The organism is Herbidospora sakaeratensis, assembly GCF_001570525.1.
Taxonomy (GTDB): domain Bacteria; phylum Actinomycetota; class Actinomycetes; order Streptosporangiales; family Streptosporangiaceae; genus Herbidospora; species Herbidospora sakaeratensis.
Genome location: NZ_BBXC01000010.1, coordinates 117267 through 133792 on the forward strand (window position 1 = coordinate 117267; position 16526 = coordinate 133792).

A 16526-nucleotide genomic window follows, 5' to 3' on the forward strand; every position below is an offset into this window, starting at 1 on the left:
GGCCCATGAGAAGTCTCGTCCTCCTCGGTGTGCTGGCCGCGCTGGCCGTCCCCGCCTCGCCCGCGCTGGCGAACACCGCCGCCCCCTGCGCCGACGCCGACCTCGTCTACCGCGAGAAGTCCGCCTTCCCCGACACCGCCCGGGGCCGCTACGACCACCTGATGCAGACCAGCAAGATCGAGAAGTCGGTGCTCTGCCTGGTCAACGCCGAGCGCACCGCCCGGGGCCTCCAGCCGGTGAAGCGGTACATCGGCCTGGGCGGCAGGCAGGTGCCGCTGCGCGCCGCCGCCTCCAAGGAGGCCGCCGCCGCCGTGCGCATCCGCTGGTGGGGCACGGTCGCCCAGGTCGGCGACTGCACGCCGCTCAAGTCGGACCCGTCGCGCTGCGACGTCCACATCAACCCGGAGACCGGCACCGACCCGGCGGCCCGCGCGAAGGCGGCCGGCTACTGCCGGAACGGCACCTCGTGGGCGGTGGCCGAGAACGCCTACCTGGGCTGGGGCCGCGCCTCCGTCACCCCCCGCGCCGCCGTGACCTGGTGGATGGGCAGCCCCCCGCACCGCGCGACCATCCTCACACCGGGCTACACCGAGATGTACACCCGGGCCGCCTACGGCAGCGCCGACCCGTCGGTGTCGGCGACCCCGGCGATGACCTACGTGCAGATGTTCGGCCGCTGCTCCTAAGGACGCAGCACGCAGAACTCGTGCCCCTCGGGATCGACCAGGCACGACCACGCGACCTCGCCCTGACCGAGGTCGAGGTCGCCGGCCCCCAGCTCACGCAGTCGCGCCGCCTCCCCGTCGTGATCGGGCAGCAGATCGAGGTGGACCCGGTCGGGCCCGGTCTTCGGCTCGGACGTCCGGGAGAAGTCGAGGAACGGACCCGTGCCCGCGGCCGAGCGGAACACGGCGTGGTCGTCGCTCACCCGGAGGAGGGTCCAGTCGATCGCCTCGCCCCAGAACCGGGCCATGGCCCGCGGATCGGCGCAGTCGACGACGATCGCCGCGATGGGCCCGGTGTCCCGGTAGATTTCCCTCGGCTCCAAGACGCAGAACTCGTTGCCTTCGGGGTCGGCGAGCACCGTCCACGGCACCTCGCCCTGCCCGACGTCCACGGGCGTCGCGCCGAGATCCAGCAGCCGCGCGACGGAGGTGGGGTTGAGATCGAGATGCATCCGGTTCTTCGCCGCCGACTTGCCCTCGGGCACCGGCACGACGTCGACCCCGACGAACACGGGGTCGGGCCAGACCAGGCCACCCGGCGGCCCGGCGTAGGTGGTCACGCCGGGACTGTAGGCACTCCAGCCCAGGGCCTCGGCCCAGAACCGGCCGACCGCCGAGGCGTCGAGCGCCTTGATGTTCACCTGCACGGGTCGCAACGCCATGCCGAAATCATAGGCGCGTCCGTTGATTTATAACTAATGTCGGTTAAATCATATTTTGCGGTCGTATCAAGAAGTCGATTCGGTATCGATTGCAAATCGCGCCACGCTGTCGCGCTATTTCTGCCTAACGTGCCTTGTCCTACTACGAAGGGTGGAAACCGTGAGCGAGCAGGTGGCGTCCATCGATCTCCCGGCGGCGTCGGCGAAAAAGGCTCCGGCGGTGCGGGCGACCCCGAAATGGGAGACGGAAGCACGCGATCGTGTCCGTACGGCCATACGGCGCTTCTCCAAGACACCCGTCTCCTGATCACGGATTTCCTGTGTGAGGGGCTCGGTTACGACAAGTACGAAGACCTGACCACGGAATATCAGGTCAAGGGCGAGTTCGCCGACTACGGCATCCGCATCGACAAGCAGCTCATCGCCTTCATCGAGGTGAAACGCTGCAGCCAGAAGCTCAACATCAAGCACCTGCGCCAAGTGCAGATGTACGCCGTCAACGAAGGCGTCGAATGGATGATCCTGTCGAACGGGCAGGTCTGGCAGGTCTATCACATGACCGCCGGCCTGCCGGTGATCATCGATCTGGCCCTGGAGGTGGATCTCCTGGGAGACGCCGGTCTGGCGGCCAAGACCGATTCGCTTTTCTACCTCACGAAGGAAGCCTTCAAGCGCCGGCTCATCGACGACCTCTGGAAGGCGCGGGCGGCGACTTCTCCACGGGTGCTGGCCCAGGTCATTTCCTCCGACGTGGTCGTCGACGCCGTGCGAAAGGAACTCCGCCGTCAGACGGGCTACAACGCCGATTCATCGGAAATCCAGCGGGTGTTGCGCGAGGAAGTGCTCCGGCCGGAAACCGTGTCCTGATCTGAACGGCGATCAGCCGTTCGCCGGTCCCGCTCCGGTGAACAGGTCGCGGTTGGTCCTTACGTACTGTTCGACCGTTTGGGGTTTCCGGCCGGTGATCTGTTCGATGAGGTCGTCGGTGCCGGCGAAGACGCCGTTCCGGTAGTCGAGGGCCACCTCTGACAGGTGCTGGATCAGGTGTTCCGGGCTGCCGGCCTTGCGCAGCGTCTCGGCGAAGGCGTCGATCTCGATCGGGTCGTAGCGGACCGGGACGCCCAGTTCCTTCGACATCGCCGCGGCGATCTCGTGGTGGTTGAGCTCCACCGGGCCGTAGAGCGGATAGGTGTGGCCGACGTGGTCGTCGGGGGACACGAGGATGGCGGCGATCACGCGGGCCTGGTCGGCGGCGGCGATCGGGGCGTGCCGGCCTTCGCCGAAGGGCAGGGGGAGCACGCCGGAGCCGTCGATGAAGCGCCAGTTCACCGGCAGCCACTCGGCGAAGAACGTCGGGCGCAGGTGGACGGCGCCCGCCGGCGCCCAGTCGAAGACGCGCTCGGAGAGCCAGTGCTGGCGGGCGGCGTCGCTCTTCGCGGTGCGGCGGGCCGAGATCTGGGACATGTTGACGACCAGTTCCAGGCCCGACTCGGCGCCGGCCTGGGCGAAGGTCGTGGTGGCCTCGACGAGGCCGGGGCGGATCGGGTAGACGAAATAGGCCCGGCGGACGTCGGCCAGGGCGTGGGCGACGGCGTCGATGTCGAGCAGGTCGCCGGTGACGATCTCGGCGCCCTGTTTCGCCAGCCAGGCCGAGCGGTCGTCGTCGCGGTGGACCAGGGCGCGGACGCGCCGGCCCCTGTCGAGCAGGTCTCCGACCACCTGGGCGCCCGTCTTTCCGGTCGCGCCGGTGACCAGGATCGGGTTGTCGTTCATCACCGCCTCCAGTTCTCACCCTAAGCGCTATGCGGGACGACCCATGGTCGCCGTTTGGTCACTCAGGGTCGAGACTGGACGGCGTGACCGATGAACAGCGGATGGCCGACCACTGGTGGTGGCGGCCCGGCTGGCGGGTGGGGCGGCGGGGGTACGCCTGGCATCTCACCTTCCGCGACGCCGCCGACGTACATCGCCTCGCCGCCGTCTACCGGCAGGGGCTCGCGGGGCTGACGGAGCTCGACCCGGTGCCCGACGCGTCGCTGCACCTGACCATGCAGCAGGTCGGGTTCGTCGACGAGGTCACCGACGAGCAGGTGAAGCTGATGGTCGAGGCGGCCACCCGGCGGCTGGCGGCGCTGCCCGCCTTCGACCTCGAACTGGACCGGCCGGTGATCACCCGGGAGGCGGTGCGGTGGGACCCGGTCCCGGCCGCGCCGGTCGTCGCGGTGCGGCTGGCGATCCGGCAGGCGATGGCCGAGGTGTGGCCGGAGGCGCCGGGGCGCGAGGGAGGGTTCGTCCCGCACGTCTCGATCGCCTACAGCAACGCGGCCGTGCCCTACTCCGCCGTCGCCACCGCGCTCGCGCTGATCGACGCGCCCCCGGCGCGGGTCCGCGTCGAGAAGGCCGACCTGATCGTCATCCACCGCGACCGGCGCATGTACGAATGGACCGATCACACCGCGGTGTGAGAAGACCTTCTTCCGGGGTAGCGGGCATCCGGTTGCCCCACGAGAAGGATCACGCCCATGGGAATGTCGGCGGCTGAACAGCGCATCCTGACGGAGATCGAACACTCGTTGCGCACGAACGACCGCGCCTTCGCGACGCGGATCGACCGCATGAACGCCGCCTGCGCCCACCGCGCCGAGAGCCGGCCCGGCTGGCCGGGCACGGCGAAGAAGGCGACGCTGCTGGTACTGGCGGGGGTCATGACGGGGATCATCGTGGCGGTGCTCGTGTTGGCCGTGCTGAACACCTAGTCGAGGCCGGTACGGCCCTCGGCCCAGTACGCCTTGCCGAACACCTTGCCCGGGGCGGGCGTCCAGTCGCGGGCGTCGCGCCTGACCGGGCCGACGGTCGCGGCGTCGCCGGTGACGACCAGGTCGTAGGCGTCGGGCCGGGCGGCGGCGAGCAGGTCGCGCCGGTCGGCGGTCTTCGGCACGACCGTCGCGGTCACCCCGAGCGCGGCCAGCACCTCGGTGTACTCGGCCGGGTCGGCGGCCTCCAGCACGAAGGTGACGCCCGGGGTCTGCCCGAGCACGGCGGCCAGACCGACGCTGGTCTCGTCGCCCAGGAAGAGCACCCGTGACCCGACGCCGGTCAGGTCGATGGAGCGGCGTGGGCCGAGCAGTTCGCACGGGTCGCCGGGCTTCACCCGGTCGAACCAGCGGGCGGCCGGGCCGGTGCCGTGCAGGTAGGCGACCAGTGAGACGGCGCCCTCGGCGGGGTCCCACGCGAACGGGGTGTAGGTGCGCATCGTCATCTGGCCGCGGTCGGTGCGCAGCTGGACCTTGCAGCCGGGCGTCCACGACGCCGACCGGAACCGGTCGGACCGGAGGTCGACCCGCACGAAGTGCGCCGACAGCGCCGTCTTCGCGGTGACGACCGCCTGCGTGAGGAAGGCGCCGCTGGCGAGGTCGGCGAGCCGTTCGGTGATCCGTGCCATGGCGCCCGACTCTAGCGTCACCGCGCCACGGGTTGGCGCCCCCGGTTCCACCACATCGACAGGCCCACTCCGGCGAACGTCAGCAGGGTGCCGGCCAGGACGAACCAGACCGTCGTCTCGCGCTCGGCCTCGTGCAGGCCGATCTCGCTGGGCAGGTCGGTCAGGACGTCGGTGAGCTGGCCGGCGTCCTCGGCGCGGAAGTACTTGCCGCCGGTGGTGTCGGCGACCTGGGTGAGGGTCGCCTCGTCGATCTGCATGACGCGGCGGCGCAGGCCGCTGTCGTCGCCCCAGCGGCCGAAGCCCCCGCCGCCGCCCCGCCAGTTGTCGCCGCTCACCTGGTCGGCGGTGCACACCATCGCGGCCGGTTCGGTCGTGCCGAAGCCGATCGTGAAGACCCGCAGGCGGCGGGCGGCGGCCTGTTCGGCGGCGGTGACCGGGTCGACGCCGGTGGTGTTGGAGCCGTCGGTGAGCACCACGATCGTGTCGGGCTCGAAGCCGTTCTGACCGGCCGCCGGGGCGCTCAGGTCGACGCCGGTCTCGGCGACGTCGGCGTTGTACTCGGCGATCGTGTCGATCGAGGTGAGGATCGCCTGGCCGATCGCGGTGCCCCGGGAGGTGCGCAGGCCGTCGATGGCGTCGAGCAGCTGGTCTTTGTCGGTGGTCGGCGGGACGAGCAGGCCGGCGATGCCGGCGAAGGCGACCAGGCCGATCCGGGTGCCGTCGTCGCTCTGCTCGACGAACGCGCGGGCGGCCTCGATGGCCGCCGTCAGGCGGTTGGGCTCGACGTCGGTCGAGCACATCGAGCCCGAGGCGTCCATGGCCAGGATGATCGAGGTGTTGTCGGCCGGCACCGACACCGTGGCCTGCGGCCGGGTGAGGCTGAAGCCGATCAGCAGCAGGCCGACGAGGAACAGCGCGACCGGCGCCCGCCGCCGCCACGCGCTGCGGCCGGGGATCGCCGCGCGGATCAGCCCGACGCTGGAGACGACGATCGCGGAGCGCTTGCGGCGGCGGTTGAAGAACCAGCGCGCCAGCAGCAGTAACGGCACGACCAGCAGCGCGAGCAGGGCCAGCGGCCAGCTGAGCGACATCAGACGATCCTCCCGTGCCAGCGGGTGCCGAGCAGGCCGCCCAGGGTGAGCAGCAGCAGCCCGGCCCCGGCGAACGGTGCGGTCAGCTCCAGGGGCTCTTTCTTCATGGTGAGCCGCAGGTCGATCGCGTTGGTCGAGGCGGCCAGCGCCTGCGCGTCGGCGGCCTCGTGGTACTTCCCGCCGGTGAGCTGCGCGACGGACGACAGCAGCTCCGCGTCGAGGGCGGTGGCCAGCCGGAAGCCGTCGACCTCGACGGTCGAGCCCCGGGCCGTGCCCACGCCGACGGTCTGGACGCGCACTCCCGAGGCCGCCGCGAGTTCGGCCGCCGCCGCGACGTCGGGACCGCCCGTCTCCTGGCCGTCGGAGAAGACGACGATCGTCGCCTCGGGGAAGTAGCCGAGGCTCGGCGGCTGCTGCCCCTCTTCCGGCAGGGCGACCGGCGTGCCGGTGATGGCGCCGAGGCCGACGAGGATGGCCCGGCCGAGCGAGGTGCCGCCGCTCGCGCCCGCCCGGCCGATCGCGGCCAGCACCGCGCCGCGGTCGTCGGTCGGGGGCTGGGTGAGCAGCGCCTGGTCGCCGAAGAGGATGACGCCGACGTCCACCGAGGAGGGCTGCTTGTCCACGAAGCCCTTGGCGGCGGCCTGCGCGGCGGCCAGCCGGGAGGGCCGCACGTCGTCGGCCTTCATGCTGTTGGAGACGTCGAAGGCCAGCAGCACGGTGCCGGAGATGCGCGGCACGCTCACCTCGGCCTGCGGGCGGGCCAGCCCGGTCAGCAATATCGGCAGGGCGGCGAGGAGGAGGGCGGAGGGGAGGTGCCGGCGCAGGCCGCCGCCGGCCAGACCGGCGAAACCGGCCGCCGCGAGGGCGGCGGTGCGCCGTTTCTGGATCGCGACGTACGCCGCCACCGCGCCGATCGTGAGCAGCACGGCGAGCGCCAGCACGAGGGGTTGGTCGAAGGTCACCGGGCCCTCCGTCCGTTGACGAGGCCGAGGAGGGTGGCCACCAGGTCATGGTCCGTCGTGACGCGGTGGGCGTCGACCCCCGCCCTGCGCATGGCGGCGGCCAGCTCGGCCTCCCGGGTCGCGACCTGCTCGGCCAGCCGCCCGCGCAGCAGCGGATCGCTGGAGTCGACGAGCAGTTGCTCGCCGGTCTCGGCGTCCTCGACCACGATGAGGCCGAGGTCGGGCAGTTCGAGCTCCGACGGGTCGACGATGCGGACCACCACGACCTCGTGCCGGTGGGTCAGCATGCCCAGCGGCTTCTCCCAGCCGGGGTCGCCGATGAAGTCGGACATGACGACGACCAGGCTGCGCTGCCGGATCGTCGCGGCGGCCAGCCGCAACATGCCGGCCAGGTCGGTGGACGCCTTCGCGAACGCGGTCTCCCGCATCAGGTCCTTGGCCAGGCGCAACACCTGGTCCCGGCCGCCGCGCGGGGGGATCAGGCGGTGCTCGGTGTTGTCGTACAGGATGGCCCCGACCTTGTTGCCGCCACGGGAGACGACGCGGGCGATGCTGACCGCCAGGTCGGTGGCGGCCTCGGTCTTCCCGGCCCGCATCGAGGCCGACCGGTCGACGACCAGCCAGGCGGTCATCTCGCGGTCTTCGGTGTAGAGGCGCACGAAGGGCTCGTCGAGCCGCGCGGTGACGTTCCAGTCGATGTGCCGCACGTCGTCTTCGGGCAGGTAGCCGCGCAGGTCGGTGAAGTCGATGCCGGCTCCGCGCCACACCGTGCGGTAGGCGCCCTGCAACCGGCCGTCGAGCCGTCTGTTCAGCCGCCACTCCAGGCGGCGCAGCAGCCGGTCGGGCGGGGTGGCCATCGGTCAGCGTCCCCGGCCGGCGGGCCTGGGCACCGGCAGGTTGGCCAGGATCTTCGACAGGACCAGGTCGGCCGTCACGTCGTCGGAGAGGGCCTCGTACGACAACACCAGCCGGTGCCGGAAGACGTCGAGGGCCAGGTCGAGGAGGTCCTCCGGTACGACGTACTCCCGTCCCCGGATGTAGGCCAGCGCGCGGCCCGCGAGCACCAGGTTGATCGACGCGCGGGGGCTCGCGCCGTAGGTGACGTACCGGGCCAGGTCGCCCTGGCCGACGCGGGCGGGGTCGCGGCTGGCGTGGGCGAGCTGGACGGAGTACTCGATCAGCGACGGGTCGACGTAGACCTGGTCGGCTTCTTCCTGGAGGTCCTTCAGGTGCTCGGGCTCGATGATCTTCTGGATGGCGGCCGTGCGGGTGAGGGCCCGCTCGACGACCACGAACTCCTCGGTCGCGCTCGGGTAGCCGACCACGACCTTCATCATGAACCGGTCGACCTGCGCCTCCGGCAGCGGATAGACGCCCTCGTTCTCGATCGGGTTCTGGGTCGCCATGACCAGGAACGGGTTCGGCACCCGGTGGGTCTCGCGGCCGATGGTGACCTGGCGTTCCTGCATGACCTCCAGCAGGGCGCTCTGCACCTTCGCGGGGGCCCGGTTGATCTCGTCGGCGAGCAGCAGGTTGGTGAACACCGGCCCGAGCTGCACCTGGAACTCGCCGCTGGGCTGGTGGTAGACGCGGGTGCCGACGATGTCGGCGGGCACCAGGTCGGGGGTGAACTGCACCCGCCGGAAGTCGCCGCCCATCGCCTCGGCCAGCGACTTCACGGCCAGCGTCTTGGCCAGGCCCGGCACGCCCTCGACGAGGACGTGCCCGCGCGCCAGCAGCGCCACCAGCAAACGCTCCAGGAGGGCGTCCTGGCCGACGATGGTCTTCTTGACCTCGTACAGGAGCTTCTCGATCGGGCCCGACGGGACGGTCTCGGGGTCGTTCCAACTCACGGGGGAGGGTCCTTCCTCACAGGGGCGGGGCCGGGCCGTCGCCGATCGCGGAGCCGATGGGCATGGCGAAGCCGATCCCGATGAACGTGCCGGCGTCGGTGGGGTTCGCGAGGGAGACGACGATGCCGATCACCTGGCCTCGGTCGTTGACGAGCGGGCCGCCGGAGCTGCCCGGGTTGACCGTCGCGTCGAACTGGATGTGGCCTTCGGTGCCCGCGACCTCGCGGTCCAGGCCGGAGACCACGCCGGCGCTGGTGCTGAAGGTGAGCCCGAGCGGGTTGCCGATCGCGACGACGCCGTCGCCGACCTGGGCGCCGCCGCCGAGCGTGGCGGGCACGAGCGTGCCGGGGAGTTTCTCCGGTTGGAGGGTCGCGATGTCCTTCTCCGCATCGCTGGCCGCGACCTTGGCGGCGGTCCGGCTGCCGTCGGTGTAGGCGACCTCGATGGACGAGGCCCCGGCCACCACGTGGGCGGCGGTGAGGATGGTGCCGTCGGCGTTGGCGATGACGCCGGTGCCGATGGCCGAGGTGGTCATGCTGGCGTGGTCGGAGCCGTCACGCTTGGTCTCGATGCGGACGACCGACGGGAGGAGCGTCTGGTAGACCTCGGCGGCGGACAACGGGGTGTCGGAGGGGGACGGCGACGGGCTGGGAGCGGCGGCCTCGGGCACGTCGCCGCCGCGGAGGAGGACCATCGCGGTGATCGCCACGGCCCAGACCACGGCGGCCGCGACGAGCAACCATGACTTCGGCCCTTTGGTCATGGAAACGACGGTACGTCCGAGTCCTGAAAACTTCCTTAACGTGTTTTCACGGCATTCCGGCGCCGTCGGCGATGGCCTTCAGCGCGGCCAGGTGGCGGGTGAACGCGGCGCGGCCCTCGGGGGTCAGCTTGAGCCAGGTGCGCGGACGTTTGCCCAGGTAGCCCTTGACGACCTCGACGTAGCCGGCCTTCTCGAGCGTGGTGACCTGCTTCGACAGGGTGGGGTCGGTGACCTCGACGGCGTCGCGCACGAACGCGAACTCGACCTCGTCGGCCGCCGCCAGCACGGCGACGATGGACATCCGCACCGGCGAGTGGATGACGTCGTCGAGATCGTGGCGGGGATGGTTCACGCGGCTCGGCTCTCCACATACGCACCGATGAGGAACGGGGTCGCCACCGCCGCCGCACCGACGAGCGCGGCCACCGGGTCGCCGCGCCAGCCGGCCTGCGTGAGGACGATCACGAAGACGACGTGCAGCATCATCCCAGCTCCCAGCGAGACGGAGTAGCGGCGGACGTAGCCGCGCGGCTTGACGCTCTGCCGGTGGGCGTACCAGGCCACCCACAACGAGCTTGTCAGCAGGTATGCAGCATGACGCGCAGGGCCGCCTTCTCCCTCGGGGTGACCGACAGGTCGTAGTGGCGCTTCACGGTGATCCAGTCGCGGGCGTACGCGCACCAGTACCCGCGCACCGGCGGACGCCAGTTGGCCGGGCTGCGGCCGCCCTTGTCGAGGTTGACCTCCTCGCTCACCACGACCAGCTCGGGCCGGGTGAGGTCGTGGGCGAAGGCGTGGCGGCGGGCCGGGCTCCACCGCCAGGCCCCGGAGATCCAGGCGTTGGCGAGCGGCACGACGTGGTCGACGTCGATCTCGGCGGAGTTCGTCAGGGTGCGGCCGTCGTAGGGGCTGTGCCACAGGCCAGTCGGGCCGCCGCAGCCGCCCGAGCCGGGCGACCGGTCGTCGCGCATCAAGACGGTCTGGCGGGTGTCGCAACCGCCGGTCCCCGCCCGCCGCCAGCCGGTCATGAACTTCGCACGGTCGTAGCGGGCCAGGATCCGGGCGCTGGCGGGGTGGACGGTGAGCTGTTCCAGCGCCGAGCGGGCGGAGGCTCCGGCGGCCGGGGCGGGCCAGGTCGTCAGCAGGGCCGTCACCAGGGCCGCGCGCGGCCAGAGGGCAGTCATGACCGGAGCGATACCCGGCGACTACTCAGGGTAGTCGGCCTGCCTTTTATGGTGCCCTCACAAGCTATCTTCTACATTGGGTAAAAGTTCAGTGAAGGGAGCGGGCCATGGGGAGTGTCCGTACCAAAGTCGCGGCGATGCGGGAGAAGGACCGGCAGGCCGCGGCCCGGCGCAGGGCGCGGCTGGTCTCCGTGGGAGTCGTGGGTCTGTTCGCCGTGGTCATCGCCGCGTTCCTGGTGTTCGACCGGACCCAGACCGCCTCCGCCGACGGCAGCTACGTCCGGGAGGACAGCCACGTGTTGTCGAAGGCGGCCGACGGGAAGGTCACGCTGGTCGAGTTCCTCGACTTCGAGTGCGAGGCGTGCCGCGCCTACTTCCCGGTGGTGGAGGAGCTGCGGAAGAAGTTCGAGGGCCGGGTGACCTTCGTGGCGCGCTACTTCCCGATCCCCAGCCACTTCAACGCCGAGCGCGCCGCCCGCGCGGTCGAGGCCGCAGCCCAGCAGGGGCGGTTCGAGGACATGTACAAGCGCATGTTCGAGACCCAGCAGCAGTGGGGCGAGCAGCGGGTGCCCGCCGACCCGCTGTTCCGGACCTTCGCCGAGGAGCTCAAGCTCGACCTGGCCGCCTGGGACAAGGCCTACGCCGACCCGGCCACGCTGGAGCGCATCCGCAAGGACCAGGCCGACGGCGAGGCCCTGGGCGTGAGCGGCACGCCGACCTTCTTCCTCAACGAGAAGAAGATCCAGCCGGAGTCGGCCGAGGCGTTCGAGGCGGCGCTCGATGCGGCCCTGGCCGGCTGACCGGGCCACCGCGAGGTGGCTGCTGGGCGGCGGCCTGATCGGGTTGATCGCCGCGTTCGTCCTGACGGTCGAGAAGATCGCGCTGCTCAAGGACCCGTCCTACGTGCCGACGTGCAGCATCAACCCGCTGTTGTCGTGCGGGTCGATCATGAAGACGGCCCAGGCCGAGGTGTTCGGCTTCCCGAACCCGCTGCTCGGCATCGCCGGGTTCGCCGTCGTGGCCTGCGTCGGCATGGTGCTGCTGACCGGCGCGGAGCTGCCGCCGTGGTTCGGCTGGGCGGTGCGCGGCGGCCTGCTGCTCGGGGTGCTGTTCGTGCACTGGCTCATCTACCAGAGCCTGTACGTCATCGGCGCGCTCTGCCCCTACTGCATGGTGGTCTGGGCGGTCATGATCCCGATGTTCGTGTACGGCTGGTCGCGCAGCCCCTACCGGATCCTGATGGTGACCGGGTGGTACCTGCTGATCGTCGCCCTGATCCTGATCAGGTTCTGGAGTCTGGTACGCATGTGAGCAGGTCGGCCGACGGATGGCAGTCCCACACCAGCCACGGCGCGACCAGCACGGCCACCGGCCCGCTCAGCACCAGCACCGCCGACGAGTAGGCCAGCACCGACACCCACCACACCGCCTGCCGGCCCCGGGCCAGCAGGCGGCGGACCCGCTCGACCACCCCGGCGTCGGCGAGGCCCAGCCCCCCGGCGGGGGCCGGGGCCGTCATCGCGACCAGAGCGTGGGCCAGCGGGATCGGGTCGCGGGCGTGGTCGTCGGCGATCATCTCCAGGAGCACCGCCACGGCCTGCCGGGCCGTGCGCGCGAACGGCAACCAGGCGAACGCCTTCGCCAGCGCCACGAACGGCAGCAGCACCAGGTCGTGGCGGCCGTTCGCGTGGGCGCGTTCGTGCTTCAGCACGGCCTGGAGCTCGGCCGCCGACAACACGTCGAGGGCCCCCTGGCTGAGCACCACCCGGCCGCCCGCCCCCGGCACGCAGTAGGCGAGGCGGCGGGCGCTCGGGAGGACGTACACGTCGACGTCGGGCAGGTGCTCGGCCGCCACGTCGACCAGCAGCCGCTGGCGGCGACGTTCGGCCAGCGCGACCACGGCCGCCCTGACCGTGTGGGCCGCCAGCCACAGCAGCACCCCGGCCGACCAGGCCAGCGCGGCGAACTCGGGCCAGCCCAGGCCGTGGAGGCCGTGCCCCCACGCCAGCTGGCGGACGAAGGTGTGCATGCCGTGGGGGAAGACGGCGTCGAGCGGGGCGACCGCCGCGACCAGCCCGGCGGTGATCGCCCCCAACCCGGCCGACAGGGCGACCGCCTGCCAGAGCGCGAGCGCCGCCCGGGGGTGCCGCCAGGTCCAGGCGGCGGTCGCGAGCCGGGAGGCGAAGCTCATCGGCAGCAGGGCGACCAGGGCCGACAGTAACCAGGGCGTCATCGGGAGTCTCTCGCGTCGAGGGCTTCGCGGAGGGCGGCGGCGACCTCGGGGGAGACCGTGCCGACGAACCGCTGCACGGCCCCTTCGAGGTCGCCCGCCTCGTCGAGAGCGGCCCGCATCGCCTCGGCGACGACGGCGTCCTTCTCGACGGCGGCCCGGTAGAGGTGGGCCCGGCCGACCCGCTCGCGGGAGACCAGGCCCTTGTGGGTCAGCCGCACCAGCACGGTCAGGACCGTGGTGGTGGCCGGTCGCGACGGCAACTTCGCCGCCAGGTCGTGGGCGAACACCCCGTCGGGGTGGTCCCACAGGGCGTCCATGATCGAGCGCTCGAGAGTGCCCAGCCGTGCCATGCCCTCCAGGCTAACGCCGGACGCGGTAACGCAGGTGGGTGACGCCGACGCCCTGGACCACTTTGACCGGTCCGTCGAACTGGACCGGCGCGACGCCGAGGTCGGCGAACAGCGGGGTGCCACCGCCGAGCAGCACCGGGACCAGTTCCACGCCGACCTCGTCGATCAGGCCGGCCTCCAGCGCCTGGCGGGCCATCTGGCCGCCGTTGACCACGACGTCCTTGTCGCCCGCGATCTCCCTGGCCTTCGCCACGGCCGCCTCGATGCCCTCGCTGACGAACACGAAGTTCGGCCGCTCCTCGGGCACGCGGTGCGTCAGCACGACCACCGGGACGCCCATCGGGTGGACGCCGCCCCACGCGTTTGTCATGTCGTAGAGGTGGCGGCCGACGACCAGCGCGCCGGCGTTGCCCCAGTCGTCCTTCAGCAGGTCGGCGCTGACCTGCGACAGCCGCAGCGGCGGCACGTCGGGGCTGGCGCCGGGGATCTCGACGTCGCCGTTGCCGTACCACTGGAACAGCAGGTCGAAGCCGCTCTCGCCGGGGCCGGCGATGAAGCCGTCGAGGGACATCGTGCCGCCGGTGATGACCTTGCCCATCTTTGGTGTCTCCTTCGGATTCTTGGTCTTCCGTCAACGCGTCGTCCGGGTTGCCGTGGTTTCGACATCGGGTCGCCAAAAAACTTTTATCCGGGCATATCGAGCCCCCGGCTGTGGGTTGCCACAGAGTGCGAGCGATTGGGGGATCGGGAGCATGTGTGGAATCACCGGCTGGGTGGACTACGAGCGCGACCTGACGGGAGCCAGGGAGGTCGCGCAGGCCATGACCGACACGATGAGCTGCCGGGGGCCCGACGACGAAGGACTCTGGCTCTCTCCGCACGCGGCGATCGGGCATCGCCGCCTCGCCATCATCGACCTCGCCGGAGGACGGCAGCCGATGATCGCCGAGGCCGACGGGCGGGAGCTGGCGGTGCTCACCTACAGCGGTGAGGTCTACAACTTCCAGGAGCTCCGCGACGAACTGGTCTCCCGGGGGCACGCCTTCCGGACGTACAGCGACACCGAAGTCCTGCTGCACGCCTACCTGGAGTGGGGCGAGGACCTCGCCGACCACCTGAACGGCATGTTCGCCTTCGCCGTCTGGGACACCCGCGACGAGCAGCTGATCCTGGTCCGCGACCGGATGGGCATCAAGCCGCTCTACTACTACCCGACCCACGACGGGGTGCTGTTCGGCTCGGAGCCGAAGGCGATCCTGGCCAACCCGATGGCCGAGCGGGTCGTGGACGCCGACGGGCTGCGCGAGATGCTCGCGTTCGTGAAGACGCCCGAGGTGGCGATCTTCAAGGGCATGTACGAGGTCCGCCCCGGCCAGATCGTCAAGATCCGGCGCGAGGGCATCACGAAGCGGCGCTACTGGCAGCTGACCGCCTACGAGCACCCCGACGACGTCGCGGCCACGGTCCTGAACGTGCGGGGGCTGCTCGACGACATCATCGCCCGCCAGCTGATCAGCGACGTGCCGCTGTGCACGCTGCTGTCGGGCGGGCTCGACTCCAGCGCCGTGACCGCGCTGGCCGCGCACGACCTGAAGGCGCAGGGCCTGGGCAAGGTGCGGTCGTTCTCGGTCGACTTCCTCGGCTACACCGAGAACTTCAAGCCCGACGCCGCCCGGGCGACGCCCGACGGCCCCTACGCGCACGACCTGGTCAGGCACGTCGGCTCCGACCACACCGACATCGTGCTCGACTCGGCCGACCTGATCGACCCGGCCGTCAGGGCGGCGGTGCTGCGCGCCCGCGACCTGCCGGTCGGCATGGGCGACATGGACACCTCGCTCTACCTGCTGTTCCGTGCGATCCGCAGCCACTCGACGGTGGCCCTGTCGGGCGAGTCGGCCGACGAGGTGTTCGGCGGCTACCAGTGGTTCCACGACCCGGTGGCCGTGCACGCCGACACCTTCCCGTGGCTGGCCGTCGGCGACATCGTGGGCCACATGAACCTGGACCTGCTCGACCAGGACCTGCTGCGGCTGCTCGACATCCCCGGCTACCAGGCCGACAGCTACCACGACTCGATGGCCGAGGTGCCGCGCCTCCCCGGCGAGAACGGGCTGCAGGCGCGCATGCGCGAGATCAGCTACTTCAACCTGACCCGGTTCGTGCAGATGCTGCTCGACCGCAAGGACCGCATGAGCATGGCCGTCGGGCTGGAGGTCCGCGTGCCCTTCTGCGACCACCGTCTCGTCAACTACGTGTTCAACGCGCCGTGGGCGATGAAGACGTTCGACGGCCGGGAGAAGAGCCTGCTCCGCGCGGCCTGCGCGGACATCCTGCCCGACTCGATCCTGCGCCGGGTCAAGTCGCCCTACCCGTCGACCCAGGACCCGTCGTACGGCGTCGCGCTCCGCGACGCCGCGCGCGAGCTCCTGTCCGGCGACTACCTGCCGAGCCAGGAGGTCATGGACCTCGTCGACGCCCGCAAGATGGTCAGCCGGGCCGACGGCGAGCCGCTGCCGAGGCCGCCGCTGGAGCGGCTGCTCCAGCTCGACGCCTGGCTGAAGGACTACGAGGTCAAGGTGAGCGTCTGAACCGGCGACGGGTCAGCACGATCAGCGCGACGCCCTCCAGCGACGCGACCGCGCCCGCGAGCGCGAGCACGAGGAGGGCGTCGCCGTTCATTCCGGTGAAGGGCAACTCCTCGGGTTTCGCATGAGTGACACCGGAATCGTGCTGGACGCCGGAATCGCGGTCCGCCGCCGAATCTCCGTGAACGCCGGAATCGCGGTTAACTGCTGAATCGCGATTAATGCCCGAGTTGTCTGAGTCGCCCTCGAAGTTCAGTCCGTCGACATTGCCGTGAATGCCGTCGATGCCGCCCTTATGGCCGTCGTCGACGTGATGGGTCACCGGTTTTCCATGGTGGCGGTCCGGCTCCTCGGCTGACGGGTCGACGGGGTCCACGGGGTCGGGGTCGACCGGGTCGACCGGGTCCACCGGGTCGACCGTTCCCTCCGGGGGAAGCACCCGGATCGAGACCCCCATGCCGCCCGGATCCTCCGCCGCCAGCGCGGCTGCCGGTGTCATGGCGGCGAACATCAGTCCCGCCAGCGCGGCGATGCTTTTTCTCATTTCTCCCCCGTATATCCCTGCCCTCCGGCCCATATACCCAATTGGCGGAAGTAAGGCGCATCGGGGGAAGCTTTACGGAATATGACCCGCTGAAAACCATGGGTGGAGACTAGGAATCCACGGACGATC

Annotated in this window: 22 protein-coding genes; 7 read left to right on the top strand and 15 right to left on the bottom strand. The window is 70.9% G+C overall.

The window, feature by feature from the left end; translation table 11 throughout:
• Positions 1 to 5 precede the first annotated feature (5 nt).
• Complete coding sequence (locus tag AW271_RS13765) at positions 6 to 686, top strand: CAP domain-containing protein (RefSeq protein WP_157554096.1); 681 nt, start codon at positions 6 to 8, stop codon at positions 684 to 686.
• Here the strand turns inward: AW271_RS13765 and AW271_RS13770 are convergent.
• Entirely contained in the window at positions 683 to 1387 is a 705-nt protein-coding gene (locus AW271_RS13770) for a VOC family protein (protein ID WP_062336675.1), read from the bottom strand. The two genes, AW271_RS13765 and AW271_RS13770, sit on opposite strands and share 4 nt — an antisense overlap.
• 237 nt (positions 1388 to 1624) lie before the next feature.
• Here AW271_RS13770 and AW271_RS13775 point away from each other — a divergent pair, with 237 nt between their 5' ends.
• A complete protein-coding gene (locus tag AW271_RS13775) occupies positions 1625 to 2254 on the top strand; it encodes a type I restriction enzyme HsdR N-terminal domain-containing protein (protein WP_062336677.1) in 630 nt (209 codons plus the stop codon).
• A gap of 12 nt (positions 2255 to 2266) precedes the next feature.
• Here the strand turns inward: AW271_RS13775 and AW271_RS13780 are convergent, their stop codons facing one another.
• Complete coding sequence (locus AW271_RS13780) at positions 2267 to 3160, bottom strand: NmrA family NAD(P)-binding protein (RefSeq protein WP_062336679.1); 894 nt, start codon at positions 3158 to 3160, stop codon at positions 2267 to 2269.
• Between the two features lie 83 nt (positions 3161 to 3243).
• Here AW271_RS13780 and AW271_RS13785 point away from each other — a divergent pair, with 83 nt between their 5' ends.
• Together AW271_RS13785 and AW271_RS13790 are read left to right on the top strand one after the other, a co-directional pair.
• The gene (locus tag AW271_RS13785) at positions 3244 to 3852 is read left to right on the top strand and encodes a 2'-5' RNA ligase family protein (RefSeq protein WP_218008044.1); all 609 of its coding nucleotides are present in this window, start codon (positions 3244 to 3246) and stop codon (positions 3850 to 3852) included.
• A gap of 57 nt (positions 3853 to 3909) precedes the next feature.
• Positions 3910 to 4143: a DUF3040 domain-containing protein gene (locus tag AW271_RS13790; protein WP_083976589.1), complete on the top strand. Its 234-nt coding sequence runs from the start codon at positions 3910 to 3912 to the stop codon at positions 4141 to 4143.
• Here the strand turns inward: AW271_RS13790 and AW271_RS13795 are convergent.
• The 9 genes from AW271_RS13795 to AW271_RS13835 are packed head-to-tail and all read right to left on the bottom strand — an operon-like array spanning position 4140 to position 10682.
• Entirely contained in the window at positions 4140 to 4829 is a 690-nt protein-coding gene (locus AW271_RS13795; RefSeq protein ID WP_062336685.1) for a siderophore-interacting protein, read from the bottom strand. The genes AW271_RS13790 and AW271_RS13795 overlap by 4 nt on opposite strands.
• A 17-nt stretch (positions 4830 to 4846) precedes the next feature.
• Positions 4847 to 5920, bottom strand: coding sequence for a VWA domain-containing protein (locus AW271_RS13800; RefSeq protein WP_062336687.1), 1074 nt, complete (start codon positions 5918 to 5920; stop codon positions 4847 to 4849).
• The gene (locus tag AW271_RS13805; RefSeq protein WP_062336689.1) at positions 5920 to 6882 is read right to left on the bottom strand and encodes a VWA domain-containing protein; all 963 of its coding nucleotides are present in this window, start codon (positions 6880 to 6882) and stop codon (positions 5920 to 5922) included. The genes AW271_RS13800 and AW271_RS13805 overlap by 1 nt, the downstream gene beginning before the upstream one ends.
• Positions 6879 to 7739, bottom strand: coding sequence for a DUF58 domain-containing protein (locus AW271_RS13810; RefSeq protein ID WP_062336691.1), 861 nt, complete (start codon positions 7737 to 7739; stop codon positions 6879 to 6881). Before AW271_RS13810 ends, AW271_RS13805 begins: the two co-directional genes overlap by 4 nt.
• Before the next feature lie 3 nt (positions 7740 to 7742).
• Positions 7743 to 8735 (bottom strand): AAA family ATPase, encoded by a 993-nt coding sequence (locus AW271_RS13815; protein ID WP_062336693.1) that lies wholly within the window; start codon positions 8733 to 8735, stop codon positions 7743 to 7745.
• Positions 8736 to 8751: 16 nt separating this feature from the next.
• Complete coding sequence (locus AW271_RS13820) at positions 8752 to 9498, bottom strand: S1C family serine protease (protein ID WP_062336695.1); 747 nt, start codon at positions 9496 to 9498, stop codon at positions 8752 to 8754.
• A gap of 46 nt (positions 9499 to 9544) precedes the next feature.
• Positions 9545 to 9850, bottom strand: a complete 306-nt coding sequence (locus AW271_RS13825) for a winged helix-turn-helix domain-containing protein (protein WP_062336698.1) — start codon at positions 9848 to 9850, stop codon at positions 9545 to 9547.
• A complete protein-coding gene (locus AW271_RS13830) occupies positions 9847 to 10062 on the bottom strand; it encodes a hypothetical protein (RefSeq protein WP_157554102.1) in 216 nt (71 codons plus the stop codon). Before AW271_RS13830 ends, AW271_RS13825 begins: the two co-directional genes overlap by 4 nt.
• Positions 10063 to 10076: 14 nt before the next feature.
• Positions 10077 to 10682 carry an HNH endonuclease family protein gene (locus AW271_RS13835; RefSeq protein ID WP_062336703.1) on the bottom strand — a complete coding sequence of 202 codons (606 nt, stop codon included), beginning with the start codon at positions 10680 to 10682 and terminating at the stop codon, positions 10077 to 10079.
• A 107-nt stretch (positions 10683 to 10789) separates the two neighbouring features.
• Here AW271_RS13835 and AW271_RS13840 point away from each other — a divergent pair, with 107 nt between their 5' ends.
• Both AW271_RS13840 and AW271_RS13845 read left to right on the top strand, forming a co-directional pair.
• On the top strand, positions 10790 to 11482 hold the full coding sequence (locus AW271_RS13840; RefSeq protein WP_083976591.1) for a DsbA family protein: 693 nt from the start codon (positions 10790 to 10792) through the stop codon (positions 11480 to 11482).
• Positions 11463 to 11993, top strand: coding sequence for a vitamin K epoxide reductase family protein (locus AW271_RS13845; RefSeq protein WP_062336707.1), 531 nt, complete (start codon positions 11463 to 11465; stop codon positions 11991 to 11993). The genes AW271_RS13840 and AW271_RS13845 overlap by 20 nt, the downstream gene beginning before the upstream one ends.
• Here AW271_RS13845 and AW271_RS13850 read toward each other — a convergent pair.
• Genes AW271_RS13850 through AW271_RS13860 form a run of 3 tightly spaced genes read right to left on the bottom strand, consistent with a single transcriptional unit; the run spans position 11965 to position 13863 of the window.
• Entirely contained in the window at positions 11965 to 12915 is a 951-nt protein-coding gene (locus AW271_RS13850) for a M56 family metallopeptidase (RefSeq protein WP_062336709.1), read from the bottom strand. The two genes, AW271_RS13845 and AW271_RS13850, sit on opposite strands and share 29 nt — an antisense overlap.
• Positions 12912 to 13265: a BlaI/MecI/CopY family transcriptional regulator gene (locus AW271_RS13855; RefSeq protein ID WP_062336711.1), complete on the bottom strand. Its 354-nt coding sequence runs from the start codon at positions 13263 to 13265 to the stop codon at positions 12912 to 12914. The genes AW271_RS13850 and AW271_RS13855 overlap by 4 nt, the downstream gene beginning before the upstream one ends.
• A gap of 10 nt (positions 13266 to 13275) precedes the next feature.
• Positions 13276 to 13863 (bottom strand): dihydrofolate reductase family protein, encoded by a 588-nt coding sequence (locus AW271_RS13860; protein WP_062336713.1) that lies wholly within the window; start codon positions 13861 to 13863, stop codon positions 13276 to 13278.
• A gap of 154 nt (positions 13864 to 14017) precedes the next feature.
• Between AW271_RS13860 and asnB the strand changes: the two genes are divergently transcribed.
• A complete protein-coding gene (asnB, locus tag AW271_RS13865) occupies positions 14018 to 15856 on the top strand; it encodes an asparagine synthase (glutamine-hydrolyzing) (protein WP_062336715.1) in 1839 nt (612 codons plus the stop codon).
• On the opposite strand, the gene AW271_RS13870 is transcribed toward asnB, so the two are convergent.
• Positions 15840 to 16397, bottom strand: a complete 558-nt coding sequence (locus AW271_RS13870) for a hypothetical protein (protein WP_062336717.1) — start codon at positions 16395 to 16397, stop codon at positions 15840 to 15842. The genes asnB and AW271_RS13870 overlap by 17 nt on opposite strands.
• Positions 16398 to 16526: the final 129 nt, after the last annotated feature.

Excerpts from the sequence above, each read along its gene's own strand:
- asnB (WP_062336715.1), top strand. The coding sequence starts at position 14,018 with ATGTGTGGAATCACCGGCTGGGTGGACTACGAGCGCGACCTGACGGGA.
- AW271_RS13860 (WP_062336713.1), bottom strand. The coding sequence starts at position 13,863 with ATGGGCAAGGTCATCACCGGCGGCACGATGTCCCTCGACGGCTTCATC.
- AW271_RS13820 (WP_062336695.1), bottom strand. The coding sequence starts at position 9,498 with ATGACCAAAGGGCCGAAGTCATGGTTGCTCGTCGCGGCCGCCGTGGTC.
- AW271_RS13835 (WP_062336703.1), bottom strand. The coding sequence starts at position 10,682 with ATGACTGCCCTCTGGCCGCGCGCGGCCCTGGTGACGGCCCTGCTGACG.
- AW271_RS13790 (WP_083976589.1), top strand. The coding sequence starts at position 3,910 with ATGGGAATGTCGGCGGCTGAACAGCGCATCCTGACGGAGATCGAACAC.
- AW271_RS13845 (WP_062336707.1), top strand. The coding sequence starts at position 11,463 with ATGCGGCCCTGGCCGGCTGACCGGGCCACCGCGAGGTGGCTGCTGGGC.
- AW271_RS13780 (WP_062336679.1), bottom strand. The coding sequence starts at position 3,160 with ATGAACGACAACCCGATCCTGGTCACCGGCGCGACCGGAAAGACGGGC.
- AW271_RS13870 (WP_062336717.1), bottom strand. The coding sequence starts at position 16,397 with ATGAGAAAAAGCATCGCCGCGCTGGCGGGACTGATGTTCGCCGCCATG.
- AW271_RS13855 (WP_062336711.1), bottom strand. The coding sequence starts at position 13,265 with ATGGCACGGCTGGGCACTCTCGAGCGCTCGATCATGGACGCCCTGTGG.
- AW271_RS13800 (WP_062336687.1), bottom strand. The coding sequence starts at position 5,920 with ATGTCGCTCAGCTGGCCGCTGGCCCTGCTCGCGCTGCTGGTCGTGCCG.
- AW271_RS13775 (WP_062336677.1), top strand. The coding sequence starts at position 1,625 with ATGGGAGACGGAAGCACGCGATCGTGTCCGTACGGCCATACGGCGCTT.
- AW271_RS13770 (WP_062336675.1), bottom strand. The coding sequence starts at position 1,387 with ATGGCGTTGCGACCCGTGCAGGTGAACATCAAGGCGCTCGACGCCTCG.
- AW271_RS13795 (WP_062336685.1), bottom strand. The coding sequence starts at position 4,829 with ATGGCACGGATCACCGAACGGCTCGCCGACCTCGCCAGCGGCGCCTTC.
- AW271_RS13810 (WP_062336691.1), bottom strand. The coding sequence starts at position 7,739 with ATGGCCACCCCGCCCGACCGGCTGCTGCGCCGCCTGGAGTGGCGGCTG.
- AW271_RS13850 (WP_062336709.1), bottom strand. The coding sequence starts at position 12,915 with ATGACGCCCTGGTTACTGTCGGCCCTGGTCGCCCTGCTGCCGATGAGC.
- AW271_RS13765 (WP_157554096.1), top strand. The coding sequence starts at position 6 with ATGAGAAGTCTCGTCCTCCTCGGTGTGCTGGCCGCGCTGGCCGTCCCC.
- AW271_RS13840 (WP_083976591.1), top strand. The coding sequence starts at position 10,790 with ATGGGGAGTGTCCGTACCAAAGTCGCGGCGATGCGGGAGAAGGACCGG.